The organism is Limnohabitans sp. Rim11, assembly GCF_001269365.1.
GTDB lineage: Bacteria > Pseudomonadota > Gammaproteobacteria > Burkholderiales > Burkholderiaceae_C > Limnohabitans_A.
Genome location: NZ_CXOM01000004.1, coordinates 249900 through 265665 on the forward strand (window position 1 = coordinate 249900; position 15766 = coordinate 265665).

The window sequence follows — 15766 nt, forward strand, 5'->3', positions numbered from 1 at the left end:
GAAAACTCATGAGCTTGATACCTAAAAAAGGCACTGTTTATGTCGTTGATGACGATGAAGCAGTTCGCGACTCCCTCCAATGGTTGTTGGAAGGCAAAGACTACCGCGTTCGTTGTTTTGATTCTGCTGAATCTTTCTTGAGCCGCTATGACCCGCGTGAGGTGGCCTGCTTAATTGTGGATATCCGCATGGGCGGCATGACTGGACTTGAATTGCAAGACAAATTGGTTGAGCGTCGCTCACCCCTACCTATTGTCTTCATCACAGGCCACGGCGATGTGCCCATGGCGGTCAACACCATGAAAAAAGGGGCGATGGACTTCATCCAAAAGCCCTTTAAAGAAGAGGAGTTGGTGGGCTTGGTTGAACGCATGCTAGAAAGCGCACGTGATTCATTCTCTGACCACCAAAACGCTGCCAACCGCGATGCTTTGCTGTCCAAGCTCACAGGCCGCGAAGCGCAAGTGTTGGAAAGAATTGTGGCCGGCCGATTGAACAAACAAATTGCCGATGACTTAGGCATCAGCATCAAAACCGTTGAAGCGCACAGGGCCAACATCATGGAAAAGCTGAATGCCAATACCGTGGCAGATTTACTCAAAATTGCATTGGGTCAAAACGCACCCAAAGCCTAAAGGCCTCGCCTTCCGAACAACGCCCGTGAACATCAACCTCGCGGGCGTTTTTACTTGAACAACCCGAGAACATGGTTTGACAATGACCGCACAAAGAATTGATGGGAATGCCCTTTCACAAAAACTCCGCGCTGAGGTTTCGAGCCGAACAGCTGCACTCAAGGCCAAGGGCATTACCCCAGGTTTGGCGGTTATTTTGGTAGGTGAAAATCCTGCCAGCCAAGTGTATGTTCGCAATAAAGTCAAAGCTTGCCAAGACAGCGGTTTGCATTCTTTGCTAGAAAAGTATCCAGAAGATTTGACAGAAAAGGCGCTACTTGCGCGCATTGAATCTCTCAATCAAGATCCCAGCATTCACGGCATCTTGGTTCAACTGCCTTTGCCCAAACACATCGATGCGCAAAAAGTCATTGAGGCCATTTCGCCCAACAAAGATGTCGACGGTTTTCACATTGCCAGTGCCGGTGCACTGATGACCGGTATGCCAGGTTTTTGGCCATGCACGCCCTACGGTTGCATGAAGATGCTGGAGAGTATTGCTTATGACCTCAAAGGCAAACATGCTGTGGTGATTGGCAGAAGCAACATTGTTGGCAAACCCATGGCCATGATGCTGCTGCAAAAAAATGCAACGGTCACCATCAGCCACAGCGCAACGACCAATCTCAAAGCCATGACACTGCAAGCCGATGTCATTGTGGCCGCCGTCGGCAAACGCAATGTGCTTACAGCAGACATGGTCAAACCTGGCGCTGTTGTCTTAGATGTCGGAATGAACCGCAACGATGAAGGCAAGCTTTGCGGCGATGTCGATTTTGAAGGTGTCGAGAAAGTCGCCAGCTACATCACCCCGGTTCCAGGCGGCGTGGGACCGATGACCATCACCATGCTGCTGGTCAATACCCTCGAGGCAGCCGAGCGAATTTAACTTTTCGTTTGAAATTTTCAAAAAGATATTCCCATGAGCACTTCATCAACTGCAAACACTCCAATGAATCCTTTGTTGCAACATGGCGGTTTGCCCTTGTTTGATCAAATTAAACCCGAACACGTGAAGCCAGCAGTTGAGGTCTTGCTTCAAGTCGCTTCAGAAGCCCTTGAAACTGTCACGGCCCCTGCCTTTCCAACTGAATGGCATGCCATCGCTAAGGTCCTAGACGTCGCCACCGAACGTTTAAGTACTGCATGGGGCGCCGTCAGTCACCTCAACAGCGTAGCCGACGGCCCTGAGTTGCGTGCCGCCTACAACGATTCATTGCCTGTGGTCACGGAGTTTTGGACACGATTAGGCGCTGACGAAAGACTCTATGCCAAATACAAGCAAGTCGATGCAACCACTTTAGATGCCGCTCAAAAACAAGCTCTTCAAAATGCATTGCGCAATTTTGTTTTGGGTGGTGCTGAGTTAGTGGGCGAGAATAAATCGCGCTATGCCGCCATTCAAGAACGCATGGCTGAATTGAGCCAGAAGTTCAGCGAAAACGCTTTGGATGCCACCGACAAATTCTCCCTCTTTGTCAGTGAAGATGAACTGGATGGTGTGCCAGAAGATGTTAAGACCACCGCGCGTGCAGCCGCTGAAAAAGACGGTCAAGCAGGGTTCAAGCTCACCCTCAAAATGCCCTGCTATTTGCCCATCATGCAGTTTGCAAAAAGCAGTGCCCTTAGACAAAAACTGTATCAAGCCTATGTCACGCGCGCTTCCGACCAAAGTGACCCGGCCTTTGCTGCACTCAATAACAGCCAAAACATTCAAGAGATCTTGCAACTGCGCCAAGAAGAAGCCCAATTGCTGGGGTATCACAACTATGCAGAGGTTTCTGTAGCAACCAAAATGGCCGACTCACCCAGCAAGGTGATCAGCTTTTTGCGTGACTTGGCCCAACGTGCAAAACCCTATGCGCTGCAAGACCTAGAAGACATGCGTCAATTTGCGGCTCAACATTTAAATTTAAAAAATCCCCAAGCGTGGGACTGGCCCTACATTGGTGAAAAGCTCAAAGAAGCCCGATACAGCTTCAGCGAGCAAGAAGTCAAACAATACTTCACAGCACCCAAGGTTTTGCAAGGGCTCTTCAAAATCATTGAGACATTGTTTGAAGTCAATATCAGACCAGACCAAGCACCCGTATGGCACCCTGCTGTTGCCTTCTACCGCATTGAACGAGACGGCCAGTTGGTCGGTCAGTTTTATTTAGATCCACCGGCTCGCGCTGGCAAACGCGGTGGCGCTTGGATGGACGACGTTCGCGCCAGATGGCTGCGCCCCGACACCCAACAACTTCAAACACCCGTAGCCCACTTGGTCTGCAACTTTGCAGACAGCGTCGACGGCAATCCACCCCTTTTGACGCATGACGATGTGATCACCTTGTTCCATGAGTTTGGACACGGTTTGCATCACATGCTGACCCAGGTCAATGAACGCGATGTGTCGGGCATTAGCGGTGTTGAGTGGGATGCAGTCGAGCTGCCTAGCCAGTTTATGGAAAACTTCTGCTGGGAGTGGTCGGTGCTAAAGCACATGACTGCCCATGTCCAAACGGGCGAAGCCTTGCCACGCGATTTGTTTGACAAAATGGTCGCCGCAAAAAATTTCCAAAGCGGTCTGCAAACATTGAGGCAAATTGAATTTGCCCTGTTAGACATGCTTTTGCATTCTGAGCACAACCCCAAAGAAGACTTCATGCCCGTCTTGAATCAAGTGCGTGCAGAAGTGGCCGTCATTCAGCCGCCTTCCTTCAATCGAATGGCGCATACCTTCAGCCATATTTTTGCGGGTGGTTATGCTGCGGGCTATTACAGCTACAAGTGGGCTGAGGTTTTGTCTGCAGATGCCTACGCGGCCTTTGAAGAAACTGCCTTGCCTGACGGCAGCCCCAACCTAGAAACAGGCAAACGCTACCGAGAAGCCATTTTGGAGGCGGGTGGTAGCCGCCCTGCTCTGGCCTCTTTCATTGCTTTCAGGGGGCGTGAACCCTCGTTGAATGCGCTGTTGAGGCACCAAGGCATGATGACCTCAACAGGCGCTGCCAACCAATGAGTTAAAACTTCAATGTTTTGACACCGTCAGAAGTGCCCAGCAAACAAATTTGGGCCTTCTGATGCGCAAAGACGCCAACAGTGACAACACCAGGCCACTGACTCACTTGGGTTTCAAACGCAACAGGATCGCTTATTTTCAAGCCTTTCACATCGATGATCTGTTGACCGTTGTCAGTGACCAAAGGCGCGCCATCTTTCATGCGAATTTGGGCTTGGCCACCCATTTGGGCAAACTGCGCCATGATGCGCGCACTGGCCATCGGAATGACTTCTACGGGCAATGGAAAAACGCCCAAGACGTTTACCAGCTTTGACTCGTCGGCGATGCAAACAAACATTTTGGATTGGGCTGCCACTATTTTTTCGCGGGTTAGTGCGGCGCCCCCGCCCTTGACCATGTGGCCTAGGTGGTTGATTTCGTCAGCACCGTCAATGTAGACCGCCAGTTCGCTGACGTCGTTGCTGTCGAACACGGGAATACCCAAGGCTTTGAGACGCACAGTAGACGCTTCAGAGCTGGACACGGCCCCTTTGATTTGGTCTTTGATGCTGGCCAAAGCGTCAATGAACTTGTTCACGGTAGAGCCTGTGCCCACACCCACAATTTGCCCGGGAACCACATATTGAAGTGCGGCTTGACCTACCAATGTTTTGAGTTCGTCTTGATTCATAAACTTAATTTGAGACAATGCTTGTTCTGAATGAGATTATCCAATGTCCCTGAACCTTTACAAGCTCGCCCGCCCATTTTTATTCAGCCTCGATCCTGAGGCTGCACATGATTTCACACTAAACCAACTGGCCAACACGCAGAACACGCTGTTGGACCGCGCCTACCGACAGCCTTGGGTGTCCGATCCTGTTCAACTGGCGGGCCTGACGTTTCCCAATCGGGTGGGCATGGCCGCTGGCCTCGACAAAAATGCACGCTGCATCGATGGTTTGGGGGCCATGGGCTTTGGCTTTGTAGAGGTCGGCACGGTAACGCCCCTGGCCCAGCCTGGCAATGACAAGCCGCGCATGTTCAGGCTGCCAGAGGCCAAGGCCTTGATCAATCGCCTTGGGTTTAACAACGAGGGTTTGGATGCTTTTGTAGCCAATGTCAAAAAGTCTACCTTCAGACAACAAGGTCGCTTATTGGGTTTGAACATCGGCAAAAACGCAGCCACGCCCATTGAGCGAGCCACTGACGATTACCTGATTGGACTGAGCGGTGTCTATGCACATGCCGACTACGTCACCGTCAATATTTCAAGTCCCAACACCAAGAATTTACGCGCCTTGCAATCCGACGAGGCCCTAGACCAATTGCTGTCAGCACTCAATGAACGAAAACAAGAGTTAGCTTCGCAGCACCAAAAACAAGTGCCCGTCTTTCTCAAAATTGCGCCAGATTTAGACGACGAACAAGTTCTTGTCATTGCCAACAGCCTGCGAAAGCACAATATTGACGGTGTGATTGCAACCAACACCACCCTCTCCCGAGAAGCTGTTCAAGGCATGGCGCACTCAACTGAAACAGGCGGCTTGTCTGGCGCGCCAGTTTTAGCGGGCAGCAACCGCGTCATCCGTCTTCTGCGTTCGCACCTCGGACCCCAGTTTCCCATCATTGGCGTGGGCGGCATCATGAGTGCTTACGACGCAGTCAGCAAAATTGAAGCGGGTGCAGATGTGGTTCAAATCTATACCGGTCTCATTTACAAAGGCCCAGCGCTGGTATACGAAGTGGCAAAGGCTTTGAAACAGTTGTCACGCCAATAATTGCACCACTTCGTCAGCAATGGCCAATGAACTGGTCAGGCCTGGCGATTCAATGCCCATCAGGTGAACCAAGCCTGGTACACCATGCTGACTGGGCCCCATGATGCAAAAGTCTGCGGCCGTCTCGTGAGGCGCATTGATCTTGGGTCGAATACCGGCATAGGCAGGCAACAAAGCACCGTCTTGAAGGCCGGGCCAATATTTGCGAACTTCGGCGTAAAAACCATCGCCCCTGTGGGCGTCAACCCTTAGGTTGTCAGGTGAATCAACCCACTCCACATCAGGGCCAAATTTAGCTTGTCCAGCCATGTCCAAGGTCAGGTGCACGCCCAATCCCGCAGCCTCTGGTACGGGATAAATCAAACGTGTAAATGGAGAACGTCCGGACAGACTGAAGTAGTTGCCCTTGGCGAAATAGGCTTGCGGAAGCAAGCTTGTATTTGTGCCGCCAAATTGTCGGGCCACTTGAGGCGCATAAAGCCCCGCTGCATTGATCACTTGATTGGCCAATATTTCAGTGCCATCCAAAGTGCGCACCACAAATTGCGTCTTTGAATTTATGCGAATGATTTCTGCAGAGTCAAAACCCGATTGGAGGGCCAACAGGCCCCCCGCATTTTCCATATCGCCTAGATAACTCAACATCAATGCATGGCTGTCAATAATGCCCGTACTGGGAGACCATAGGGCCGCCAAGCACTGCAGCTCGGGCTCCATGGCTTGGGCTTCTTGCGAGGTCATAGTTTGCAATGCCTCTGACCCCACCAAACCATTGGCTGATGCTTTTTTTTGAATACCTGCCAACAGGTCGATTTGCTCTGGGGATGTTGCAACAATCAATTTGCCACATCGCTTGTGAGGAATGCCGCGTTCAAGGCAATATGCATACAACATCTTTCGACCTTGAACACACAAGCGCGCTTTCAAGGACCCCGCTGGGTAATAAATACCAGCATGAATGACTTCGCTGTTGCGTGAGCTGGTCCCTGTGCCAAAGGCATCTTCTGACTCCAGAACCAAAACCTCTTTTCCTGCCAATGCCATCGCTCGGGCAACGGCCAAGCCAACAACACCAGCCCCCACAATGACTGTTTCTATGGCGTCCATTTAAATTCAAACATGAGTTGTACGGTTCTTAGCTTAGCTTGATGAATCTGTTGATGGTTGACACACGGATGACAGACACAAGGCCTGAGAAATGACATATTGCCTATTGTGCCAATCCACCCACCTTTTCGAAAGAGTTCCATGAAATTATTTGACCTGACCGACAAAGTTGCCATTGTCACTGGCGCAAGCCGCGGCATTGGTCGCTCTATTGCTTTCCAGCTGGCAAGAGCAGGCGCCAAAGTGGTCGTTTCAAGTCGAAAACTGGAAGCGTGTGAAGCTGTGGTGAAAGAAATTCAAGCGGAAGGCGGCACGGCCATGGCCATCAGCGCCAGCATTGCCATCAAGGAACAACTGGCCGCCATGGTTCAAAAAACACGTGATACCTGGGGCCCTATTGATGTTCTGGTTTGCAATGCTGCCAGCAATCCTTATTACGGCCCAATGACAGGCATGAGCGATGAGGTCTTCAACAAGATCATGCACAACAATGTTTTGTCCAGCAACTGGTTGTGCAGCATGGTCTACCCCGACATGAAAGCCCAAAAAAATGGCGCCATTGTTTTAATTTCATCGGTCGGTGGTCTGCACGGATCCCATGTCATTGGTGCTTACAACATCTCCAAAGCAGCAGACATGCAATTGGCACGCAACCTGGCTGTTGAATGGGGCCCTGACAACATTCGCGTCAATTGCATTGCGCCGGGCCTCATTCGCACTGACTTTGCCAAAGCACTCACAGACGACCCCGTCAAAGCGGGCATGGTCGAAAACGAAACCCCACTCAGACGCATTGGCGAGCCCGATGACATTGGCGGCATTGCTGTTTTGCTGGCCAGTGCTGCGGGCAAATACATCACCGGCCAAACTATCGTTGCAGATGGCGGCATGATGATTCGTTAATTTTCAAGCACACAAAAAAACAGCCCCAAGTCCAAAGACTGGGGCTGTTTTTTTTGGTTGAAGTCAGGCTTCGATTAGGCGAAGTTGGCTTCAGCAAAAGACCAGTTCACCAACTTGTCTAAGAAAGTTTCAACAAACTTAGGACGCATGTTGCGGTAGTCGATGTAGTAAGCGTGTTCCCACACGTCCACGGTCAACAAGGCTTTGTCGCCGGTTGTGAGAGGTGTGCCAGCAGCGCCCATGTTGACGATGTCAACGGAGCCGTCGGCTTTTTTAACCAACCATGTCCAGCCAGAACCAAAGTTGCCAACTGCGCTTTTGACGAAGGCTTCTTTGAAGGCCGCGTAGGAGCCAAACTTGGCGTTGATGGCCGTAGCCAAAGCGCCTGTGGGCTCACCGCCGCCATTGGGCTTCATGCAGTTCCAGAAGAAAGTGTGGTTCCAAATTTGGGCAGAGTTGTTGTAAATGCCGCCGCTGGATTTCTTGATGATTTCTTCCAAAGACATCGCTTCGAACTCAGTGCCTTTTTGCAAGTTGTTCAAATTGACGACATACGCGTTGTGGTGCTTGCCGTGGTGAAACTCCAAAGTTTCTTGGCTGTAATGCGGTGCCAAAGCATCGATGGCGTAAGGCAGTGCTGGCAGGGTATGTTCCATGAGGTCCTCGTTAAGTGTCAATAAAAAATCAAAAGGCTATTGTAAGTTGATCGGCTTGAGCCGTCAGCAACGTTGTCATTATTCTCACATGACTCAAAGGGTTGAGACCACGCATGAATTGACCCCCAAAGGCATCACTTCACCTGGAGCTTGACTTGCCCATCTGCCAGCGTGGCCGATACGTCTTGAAGAGACTTGAAATCCTTGGTGTGGGTTAGGGCTTGACCGGCCTCATCAGTTAACCAAGCATAGCCCCGCTCCAAAACCAAGTGAGGGTCCAACAATCCCAACCGGGTTTGTAAATTGATCAATCCCCGATGCTGATTTTGCAAGTTGTTTTGCAGTGCTTTGGGCAAATTAGAAGTCATCGTTTTGAGGCTTTGGCTTTGCTGCTTCACCTGAGCCTTTAAGGCAAATTGCATGGACTGCCCCACTCTTTCCAATTTGGATTTCTGCTCACTGATTCGATTGGAAGGACGCCCTAAACGGCCGCCCACCCAATCGAGGCGTTGACTCATTTTGTCAAGCGCGCCCATGGCTGAATCGGTCAAGGCTTGTTGTACAGCGTCCAACTCTTGGAGCCGCTGAGAGCGCTCGACCGCTACCATTTCAGCAGCTGCAGTGGGTGTTGGCGCCCGTAGATCGGCAACAAAATCCAGCAAAGTGAAGTCAGTCTCATGACCCACCCCAGAAATGATGGGAATAGGACATGAAGCAACCGCGCGAACCAAGGCTGCGTCGTTGAATGCCCATAAGTCTTCCATGGCGCCGCCACCACGCACCATCAAAATCACATCAATGGCCAGATTGCTGGTATCTGATGCACTCAAAGGTGAATGCCAAGCGACTAGGTTTTGAAGACTTTGCAATAACTCTAGGGGCGCATTCGCACCTTGCACCGAGGCCGGCGCCAAAATGACCGGGATGTGCGGCACTCGCCTTTGCAGTGCCGTCACAACATCATGCAATGCCGCTGCACCTAGCGAGGTAATCAAGCCAATGGCGCGAGGCTGAGAGGGAATGGGTCTTTTCCTGTCCGAATTGAACAGGCCTTCAGCTTCCAAAGTGGCCTTCAGTTTGAGAAACTGAGCAAACAAGTCACCCTGCCCGGCTCTTTGCATGCTTTCGACCACCAATTGCAAGTCGCCTCGGGCTTCATAGACACCCAACTTGCCTCTGACCTCCACCATTTCACCATCTCTGGGCATGAAACCCACAGCACTGGCAGCCCTTTTGAACATGGCACAGCGTATTTGGCCGCTGTCGTCCTTAAGATTGAAATAGCAATGCCCACTGGCCGCGCGTGAGAAGCCCGATATCTCCCCCTTGACAGCGACAGGGTTGAATCTGGCATTCAAAGTGTCGGCAATTGCAAGGCAAAGTGCCCCAACAGACCAAACGCGTGGCTCAGAATCTAGGCGCGCCATGAAAAAGCCTTAATTTGTGCGGTTTTCAGAGTCATTTTGATTGAAAAGGCTTGCCATACAAGGGGCAATATTTCCACAGCTTGGAGAAATGTGGACTGGGCACTGTAGATTGCAGCTTGCATTGGCATACTTGAGCGTAACTTATTGATTTAATTTGATTTTTTATTGACTAAAAAAGTGGCATTGCAAGAAAACTCAACACAGATGCGGCTTCTGAGACGATTCTGGCCAGGTTCTTCACAAAGTTATCCACAGAAAAGTGGAACAATTTGATCAGACATAATCAAAACTGAAACCAGAAGTAGAAAGAATCATTTTGCTTAGCATCATACAAGCCGCAGGCTGGCCTATTTGGCCATTAATCGCATGTTCGGTGTTCGCACTGGCCATCATTTTTGAGCGGCTCATGGCGCTGCAATCAAGCAAAGTCATTCCAGAGAACGCGCTCGATCAAGCCATCGAAAGCACCCGTCAAGGTTTCCCTAGCGAGGAACGCATTCAACTCATCGCAAAGATGGGGGCTGTGGGTGCTGTGTTTGCCGCCGGACTCCAAACATTGGCCATCAATCCCTCGGCCAGCCAACAGGATGTCAAAGAAAGCATGGAAATGGAAGGCCGCATGGCCGCCCAAAACTTAGAGCGATATCTCACTGCCTTGGCAACTTTGGCCTCTGCTGCCCCCCTTCTTGGCTTGTTGGGCACCGTCATTGGCATGATTGAAATTTTTGGCATCCAAACCCCAGGTCAGCAACAACCGGTTGAATTGGCGCATGGTATTTCTGTAGCGCTCTACAACACCGCGATGGGTTTGCTTGTGGCTATTCCTTGCCTCATGGCTTGGCGCTTTTTTAAAGCCAAGGTTGACAGATTGGTTTTGCAAATGGAATGGGCTGCCGAACGCTTTGCCAGGCACTTGGCAGCTATGCGTGACTGACTTTCTAATGACATTCAACACAGCGAGTTTCGTTTGAAATTTAAACAAAACAACCCCATCGAACCCGACATCAATTTGATTCCTTTCATTGATGTCTTGTTGGTCGTCCTCATCTTTTTGATGCTGACGACCACATGGTCCAAATACAACGAAATGAATGTCAGCCTGCCCTCAGCAGCCAGTCCCCAAGCGGCGCAAGATAACACCACATGGACCGTTTCGGTTAGCGCACAAGGAACCTACGCCGTCAATGGCAGCACCTTGGAGGGTCGGCAAATTCAGGACCTGCAAAAAGCGCTATCCGGCCTTGGAAAATCAGAAGGCAACTTGTTGATCAAGGCAGATGCATCGGCCAGTCACCAAGCAGTGGTCAATGTTTTAGAAGCCGCCAGATTCAATGGCATTTCGAAAATTGCCTTTGCCACCCAGCAAGCCAGTCAGCCCCCTGCTACCAAGCCCTAAACTCATGATGTCTTGGCTACAACAACTTCCGCAATATTGGCAGTCGACCAGCGCCGTCACTCTTGTGTTGTGGCCCCTCGAGTTGGCATACCGGCTGACTTTGTTTGTCAGAAAACAGCTTTACGCATTTGGTATCTTTCAGAGCCACCGCGTGAATGCCACAGTCATCGTAGTGGGCAATGTGGTGGCTGGCGGGGGTGGCAAAACCCCACTCACTGTTGCCATCGTTCAGCGACTCACGCAACAGGGCTTCAAAGTAGGCGTGGTCACAAGGGGGTATGGCCGCAAGCAATCTGAAATGCATGTTGTCTCAGCGAACAGTTCGCCTAGAGAAGCAGGTGATGAGCCCTTGCTCATTCATCAGAAATGCCATGTCCCGGTGGTAGTGAGTGCCAGTAGAGTTGAAGCAGCACAGCACCTCCTTCAAAAGTTTCCAGACACCCAAATTTTGGTCTTCGATGACGGCTTACAACATTGGGCATTGGCCAGAGACCTTGAAATTTGTGTCATGGACGCACAGGGCATTGGCAATGGCCACTTGCTTCCAGCAGGCCCATTGCGAGAGCCATGGCCTAGAGCCACCCACTTACTGCTCCATACCCAAAAAAGAACGCTTGCTGAAGGGTATGCGTCGATTCGCACACTGAGCCCTGTGGCCATCAGCAAATCAGGCGTGCAAACGCCATTGTCTGAGTTGAAATTAAATCCGGTCGAAGTTGTGTCGGGCATTGCCAAACCCCATGCCTTCATCCAGATGCTCCAAGAACTTGGCATGCAAATTCAGCACCAAACAGCATTGCCCGACCACGACGATTTTTCGAATTGGCATGCCAAGCATCCAGAATGCCCCCTGTTGTGTACCGAGAAAGACGCCATTAAGCTTTGGCAGACCCATCCCCATGCCTTGGCGGTGCCCTTGATTTTTGAACCCGAAGATGCCTTCTGGCAAGCGTTTGATGCACTTGTGCAGTCGAGTCCCCGTTATCATTGAGCCATGGACACCAAATTACTTGAACTGCTGGTATGCCCTGTCACCAAGGGGCCCCTTGAACTTCAAAGAGAAGCCCAAGAGCTATGGTCTAGAAGCGCACGCATGGCTTACCCCATTCGAAATGGCATTCCTATCTTGTTAGAAAATGAAGCTCGGACCCTGACCGATGATGAGCTCGAAAGTCTCAAACCTCGAACGCCTTTGGTTTAAGCGGCATGACCCTCAAATTTACAGTCATCGTCCCTGCAAGGCTTGCCTCAACTCGATTGCCCAATAAGCCACTGGCTGACATTCACGGCTTGCCCATGGTGGTCAGAGTTGCGCAAAGAGCGGCTCTTTCGGCCGCCACTCAAGTGGTGGTTGCCGCTGACAGCCCCGAAATTGTGATGGCTTGCGAAGCACATGGTATTCGCGTTTTGCTGACCCAAGTCAATCACCCTAGCGGGAGTGACCGCTTGGCTGAAGCCAGCCAATTGTTGGGACTGGGTCCGCAAGACATTGTGGTCAATGTTCAAGGGGATGAGCCCCTGATTGACCCCGAACTCATCAATGAAGTGGCCGCGCTGCTGGGGAAGCACCCCCTCGCCAGCATGAGTACCGCTGCCCACGAAATTCACGACATTGCAGAATTCACCAACCCCAATGTGGTGAAGGTGGTGATCGATCAGGCCCAAATGGCCATGTACTTCAGCCGCGCCCCCATTCCATGGTGGCGAGATGGATTTTCCAAGGGCATTGACGCTTTGCCACAACCCGCAGCACTCAGGCACATTGGTATTTATGGGTATCGCGTGGGCTTTTTGCAAAGCTTTCCCAAACTGCCCCAGGCCCCCATAGAGGAAGGCGAAGCACTTGAGCAATTGCGTGCTTTGTGGCATGGTCACAAAATTGCTGTTCACGTCATCGACAAAGCACCGGGGCCTGGCGTTGACACCCCCGAAGATTTGGCCAGAGTTCAAACGCTTTTTAGGGCTTAAGGGGCTGACGGGCTGGCCGTCAGGAAAATCTGGGATTACCGTGATATTCTTACCAGAGAGCCATGCAGGCTGTGGCGAAAGATTAACAACAATTCGGAACTTTCATGAGACTGATTCTTTTAGGTGCGCCTGGCGCTGGCAAAGGTACCCAAGCCGCTTTCATTTGCACTAAATACGGCATCCCCCAAATTTCTACAGGCGACATGCTTCGTGCCGCCGTCAAGGCAGGCACCCCATTGGGTTTGCAAGCCAAGGCTGTCATGGAATCAGGCGGTTTGGTCAGCGACGACCTCATCATCAATTTGGTGAAAGAACGCATTACGCAAGCCGATTGCGCCAATGGTTTTTTGTTTGATGGCTTTCCAAGAACCATTCCCCAGGCTGATGCCATGAAGGCTGCGGGTGTCAAACTCGATTACGTGCTTGAAATTGATGTGCCATTTGAAGCCATCATTGAGCGAATGAGCGGTCGTCGCTCACACCCAGCCTCCGGCCGCACGTACCACGTCAAGTTCAATCCGCCTAAAGCAGAAGGCAAAGATGATCTGACTGGCGAGCCATTGGTTCAACGCGAAGACGACAAAGAAGAAACCGTCAAAAAACGCTTGGATGTCTACAGCCAACAAACACGTCCTTTGGTGGCTTACTACTCTGACTGGGCCACCCGCGAACCTCAGGCAGCGCCTCAATACCGTGCCATCAGCGGCATGGGTTCTGTTGAAGACATCACTCAACGCGCCATGCAAGCCCTGGGTGGTTAATTTCGCTCAATAGCGCTTCAGTGCTGCATGCACATGGTTAGTTGTTGTGGCTTTGCTTCTTGGACAAGATGTTCAAGATCAAAGCCACTCTTGCTTTTGAGGGGTTAAGTTCTTTGGCAATTTGAAAGACATGGTTAGGGGTTTGCACAACAGGACCCTGATTGCAGCGGCTTGCAAGACAAATTTCTACCCCCCTAGTTTGAGCCTTCAACAAAGCCTCTTTGGTCACTTGACAGATAGAGCCATTGCCTGTGCCGGCCACCACCAAACCATCTACGCCAGCATCCAACAGCACTTCTACATGCTTAGCCGTGGCGTGAACGTGGTTCGTGATGATTTCAACCCAAGGCCATTCTGTTGGTAAAGCCAATGCTTGGATGGTCATTCCTTCATTCCATTGATTTTGGGGGCAGTTTTCCAAAGCCCCTTGCCGCCAATAGATTTGATCGTCACGCATCTCTGCTACAGGTCCCCATTCACCAGAATCAAACGCATTCAAACGGGTTGGATGAACCTTTTGCACATACTGACTGTGATGAATTTCGCCGGCAGCCACTAGCCATACGCCTTGGCCCTCCAATTGGGATGCCGCATTCAATGCATCTCGCATATTTTGAGGGCCATCCGCATCCTTAAAGTTGGCGGGCCGCATGGCACAGGTCAACACAATCGGTTTGTTGTGTTGAACGACTTGTGACAAAAAATAGGCGGTTTCTTCTAGCGTATCCGTGCCATGTGTAATGACAACTGAATGGACATCTGCCTGACTTAGCCAATGATCACATCGCAAGGCCAACCGGTGCCAGATGTCGAAATCCATGTCCTTGCTGTCAATTTGCGACACCTGTTCGGTATCAAATTGAAACCCAATTAAAGCTTCAGGCAAGGCCTGTGACTTGCCTGCTACCGCCTGCATCAGGTCGTGAATACTTCTCTGAGCGGCTTGATAAGACAGCCCTTCGTTTTCGGAGTTCGACTCTCCGGCAATCGTTCCGCCTGTGCCTAAAACAACAATTTTTTGATTTTTTGCTTGCATTTCTAAAAAGACTGGTTAAAAATACAGTTACTGGATAAGAAAACAGTGCCCTGCGAACTCAGACACCTCCAAAGGAACGCAACATGATCGATCACCCCAAGCTCACAGCTCGCCAACAGCAAATATTGGAACTCATCCAAAAAACAATTGCTGAAACTGGCGCGCCACCCACACGAGCAGAAATTGCCAATGTACTGGGTTTCAAGTCAGCCAACGCAGCGGAAGAGCATCTTCAGGCCTTGGCCCGAAAAGGGGCCATCGATTTGGTCAGTGGCACTTCCCGTGGCATTCGCCTTAAGGGCTCATCTCGCGATGGCATGCGGAATTCCACAGATTTGTTCAGCATGCCCTTGCCCGGATTTGCCCAATTGGCCTTGCCCCTCATTGGCCGCGTCGCTGCGGGTTCGCCCATTTTGGCCCAAGAACACGTCGATCGCACCTACCACGTCGAAAGTCATTTGTTCCAAGAGCAACCCGACTATCTCCTTCGCGTCAGGGGCATGTCCATGCGCGATGCCGGCATCATGGACGGCGATTTACTGGCAGTCAAAGCTACGAAAGATGTCAGAAATGGGCAAATTGTGGTGGCCCGTTTGGGCGAAGAAGTCACCGTTAAGCGACTGCGCCGCCAACCCGATCGCATCGAATTACTTCCCGAAAATCCAGACTACCCCATCATTTTGGTCCAACCAGGCGAGCCCTTCGACATCGAAGGTTTGGCTGTGGGCCTCATTCGCAACACTCTCTTAATGTAATTTCACCTATTGCAAAGGCTCAATATGTCAATCGCCCTCTTTGGTATTTCCAGCATTTACAACGGCATTCAAAAATTCATGAATGCCTCCGCCAACCTCCATCAAATTAGCGCCCAAGCTGCAAACAATGTCCAGTTTTCCAGTGCTACACAGCAACGCGCCCTCCGAGTGGTCAGAATCGCCGAGCAAGGCGACGCCGCCCATTCCGCTGGTCGAATGGTCATCTCTGGCCGCATGGCCGATGTCTGCGCCGAACTAGACCGTTTAGTCGCTTTAGAAGCCAAAAACAAGGGGGCTTTGCCTCACTGAGCATTCC

The 15766-nt window shown here is 51.1% G+C and carries 18 protein-coding genes; 13 read left to right on the plus strand and 5 right to left on the minus strand.

The genetic code is table 11. The features are described from left to right. The first annotated feature begins 8 nt into the window (after positions 1-8). From AMM03_RS12185 to AMM03_RS12195, 3 genes are all read left to right on the plus strand, one after another. Entirely contained in the window at positions 9-635 is a 627-nt protein-coding gene (locus AMM03_RS12185; protein ID WP_090131986.1) for a response regulator transcription factor, read from the plus strand. Between the two features lie 82 nt (positions 636-717). Next, on the plus strand, positions 718-1563 hold the full coding sequence (gene folD, locus AMM03_RS12190) for a bifunctional methylenetetrahydrofolate dehydrogenase/methenyltetrahydrofolate cyclohydrolase FolD (RefSeq protein WP_090131988.1): 846 nt from the start codon (positions 718-720) through the stop codon (positions 1561-1563). 33 nt (positions 1564-1596) lie between these two features. After that, a complete protein-coding gene (locus tag AMM03_RS12195) occupies positions 1597-3678 on the plus strand; it encodes a M3 family metallopeptidase (protein ID WP_228764692.1) in 2082 nt (693 codons plus the stop codon). A 1-nt stretch (position 3679) separates the two neighbouring features. On the opposite strand, the gene rpiA is transcribed toward AMM03_RS12195, so the two are convergent. Next, positions 3680-4351, minus strand: a complete 672-nt coding sequence (rpiA, locus tag AMM03_RS12200) for a ribose-5-phosphate isomerase RpiA (protein WP_090131992.1) — start codon at positions 4349-4351, stop codon at positions 3680-3682. Between the two features lie 43 nt (positions 4352-4394). Between rpiA and AMM03_RS12205 the strand changes: the two genes are divergently transcribed. Continuing rightward, positions 4395-5441: a quinone-dependent dihydroorotate dehydrogenase gene (locus AMM03_RS12205; RefSeq protein ID WP_090131994.1), complete on the plus strand. Its 1047-nt coding sequence runs from the start codon at positions 4395-4397 to the stop codon at positions 5439-5441. On the opposite strand, the gene AMM03_RS12210 is transcribed toward AMM03_RS12205, so the two are convergent. Then, positions 5430-6548, minus strand: coding sequence for an NAD(P)/FAD-dependent oxidoreductase (locus AMM03_RS12210; RefSeq protein WP_090131996.1), 1119 nt, complete (start codon positions 6546-6548; stop codon positions 5430-5432). The two genes, AMM03_RS12205 and AMM03_RS12210, sit on opposite strands and share 12 nt — an antisense overlap. A 141-nt stretch (positions 6549-6689) precedes the next feature. Here AMM03_RS12210 and AMM03_RS12215 point away from each other — a divergent pair, with 141 nt between their 5' ends. After that, positions 6690-7451, plus strand: coding sequence for an SDR family NAD(P)-dependent oxidoreductase (locus tag AMM03_RS12215; protein ID WP_090131998.1), 762 nt, complete (start codon positions 6690-6692; stop codon positions 7449-7451). 74 nt (positions 7452-7525) lie between these two features. Here AMM03_RS12215 and AMM03_RS12220 read toward each other — a convergent pair whose 3' ends face one another. Both AMM03_RS12220 and xseA read right to left on the minus strand, forming a co-directional pair. Beyond that, positions 7526-8107 (minus strand): superoxide dismutase, encoded by a 582-nt coding sequence (locus AMM03_RS12220; RefSeq protein WP_090132000.1) that lies wholly within the window; start codon positions 8105-8107, stop codon positions 7526-7528. Between the two features lie 134 nt (positions 8108-8241). Further along, positions 8242-9534, minus strand: coding sequence for an exodeoxyribonuclease VII large subunit (gene xseA, locus AMM03_RS12225; RefSeq protein ID WP_090132002.1), 1293 nt, complete (start codon positions 9532-9534; stop codon positions 8242-8244). Positions 9535-9850: 316 nt separating this feature from the next. Here xseA and AMM03_RS12230 point away from each other — a divergent pair, with 316 nt between their 5' ends. From AMM03_RS12230 to adk, 6 genes are all read left to right on the plus strand, one after another. Next, positions 9851-10468 carry a MotA/TolQ/ExbB proton channel family protein gene (locus tag AMM03_RS12230; protein ID WP_090132004.1) on the plus strand — a complete coding sequence of 206 codons (618 nt, stop codon included), beginning with the start codon at positions 9851-9853 and terminating at the stop codon, positions 10466-10468. A gap of 33 nt (positions 10469-10501) precedes the next feature. Then, positions 10502-10930: an ExbD/TolR family protein gene (locus AMM03_RS12235; RefSeq protein WP_090132006.1), complete on the plus strand. Its 429-nt coding sequence runs from the start codon at positions 10502-10504 to the stop codon at positions 10928-10930. Continuing rightward, complete coding sequence (gene lpxK / locus AMM03_RS12240; protein WP_090132008.1) at positions 10866-11921, plus strand: tetraacyldisaccharide 4'-kinase; 1056 nt, start codon at positions 10866-10868, stop codon at positions 11919-11921. Before AMM03_RS12235 ends, lpxK begins: the two co-directional genes overlap by 65 nt. Before the next feature lie 3 nt (positions 11922-11924). Further along, the gene (locus AMM03_RS12245; protein WP_090132009.1) at positions 11925-12131 is read left to right on the plus strand and encodes a Trm112 family protein; all 207 of its coding nucleotides are present in this window, start codon (positions 11925-11927) and stop codon (positions 12129-12131) included. Positions 12132-12136: 5 nt separating this feature from the next. Continuing rightward, positions 12137-12898 carry a 3-deoxy-manno-octulosonate cytidylyltransferase gene (kdsB, locus tag AMM03_RS12250; protein ID WP_090132011.1) on the plus strand — a complete coding sequence of 254 codons (762 nt, stop codon included), beginning with the start codon at positions 12137-12139 and terminating at the stop codon, positions 12896-12898. 104 nt (positions 12899-13002) lie between these two features. Beyond that, positions 13003-13659 (plus strand): adenylate kinase, encoded by a 657-nt coding sequence (gene adk, locus AMM03_RS12255; RefSeq protein ID WP_090132013.1) that lies wholly within the window; start codon positions 13003-13005, stop codon positions 13657-13659. A gap of 37 nt (positions 13660-13696) precedes the next feature. On the opposite strand, the gene AMM03_RS12260 is transcribed toward adk, so the two are convergent. Beyond that, positions 13697-14695 (minus strand): asparaginase, encoded by a 999-nt coding sequence (locus AMM03_RS12260; RefSeq protein ID WP_090132015.1) that lies wholly within the window; start codon positions 14693-14695, stop codon positions 13697-13699. An 83-nt stretch (positions 14696-14778) separates the two neighbouring features. Between AMM03_RS12260 and lexA the strand changes: the two genes are divergently transcribed. Together lexA and AMM03_RS12270 are read left to right on the plus strand one after the other, a co-directional pair. Then, positions 14779-15450, plus strand: a complete 672-nt coding sequence (gene lexA, locus AMM03_RS12265; RefSeq protein ID WP_090132017.1) for a transcriptional repressor LexA — start codon at positions 14779-14781, stop codon at positions 15448-15450. Between the two features lie 24 nt (positions 15451-15474). Continuing rightward, positions 15475-15759, plus strand: coding sequence for a hypothetical protein (locus tag AMM03_RS12270; protein WP_090132019.1), 285 nt, complete (start codon positions 15475-15477; stop codon positions 15757-15759). The last annotated feature ends 7 nt before the right edge of the window (positions 15760-15766 follow it).

Coding starts and splice junctions, on each gene's coding strand:
- AMM03_RS12185 (WP_090131986.1), top strand. CDS start 9: ATGAGCTTGATACCTAAAAAAGGCACTGTTTATGTCGTTGATGACGAT.
- kdsB (WP_090132011.1), top strand. CDS start 12,137: ATGACCCTCAAATTTACAGTCATCGTCCCTGCAAGGCTTGCCTCAACT.
- AMM03_RS12220 (WP_090132000.1), bottom strand. CDS start 8,107: ATGGAACATACCCTGCCAGCACTGCCTTACGCCATCGATGCTTTGGCA.
- lpxK (WP_090132008.1), top strand. CDS start 10,866: ATGGCATTTCGAAAATTGCCTTTGCCACCCAGCAAGCCAGTCAGCCCC.
- AMM03_RS12205 (WP_090131994.1), top strand. CDS start 4,395: ATGTCCCTGAACCTTTACAAGCTCGCCCGCCCATTTTTATTCAGCCTC.
- AMM03_RS12245 (WP_090132009.1), top strand. CDS start 11,925: ATGGACACCAAATTACTTGAACTGCTGGTATGCCCTGTCACCAAGGGG.
- AMM03_RS12195 (WP_228764692.1), top strand. CDS start 1,597: ATGAGCACTTCATCAACTGCAAACACTCCAATGAATCCTTTGTTGCAA.
- AMM03_RS12215 (WP_090131998.1), top strand. CDS start 6,690: ATGAAATTATTTGACCTGACCGACAAAGTTGCCATTGTCACTGGCGCA.
- xseA (WP_090132002.1), bottom strand. CDS start 9,534: ATGGCGCGCCTAGATTCTGAGCCACGCGTTTGGTCTGTTGGGGCACTT.
- AMM03_RS12260 (WP_090132015.1), bottom strand. CDS start 14,695: ATGCAAGCAAAAAATCAAAAAATTGTTGTTTTAGGCACAGGCGGAACG.
- lexA (WP_090132017.1), top strand. CDS start 14,779: ATGATCGATCACCCCAAGCTCACAGCTCGCCAACAGCAAATATTGGAA.
- folD (WP_090131988.1), top strand. CDS start 718: ATGACCGCACAAAGAATTGATGGGAATGCCCTTTCACAAAAACTCCGC.
- rpiA (WP_090131992.1), bottom strand. CDS start 4,351: ATGAATCAAGACGAACTCAAAACATTGGTAGGTCAAGCCGCACTTCAA.
- AMM03_RS12270 (WP_090132019.1), top strand. CDS start 15,475: ATGTCAATCGCCCTCTTTGGTATTTCCAGCATTTACAACGGCATTCAA.
- AMM03_RS12210 (WP_090131996.1), bottom strand. CDS start 6,548: ATGGACGCCATAGAAACAGTCATTGTGGGGGCTGGTGTTGTTGGCTTG.
- adk (WP_090132013.1), top strand. CDS start 13,003: ATGAGACTGATTCTTTTAGGTGCGCCTGGCGCTGGCAAAGGTACCCAA.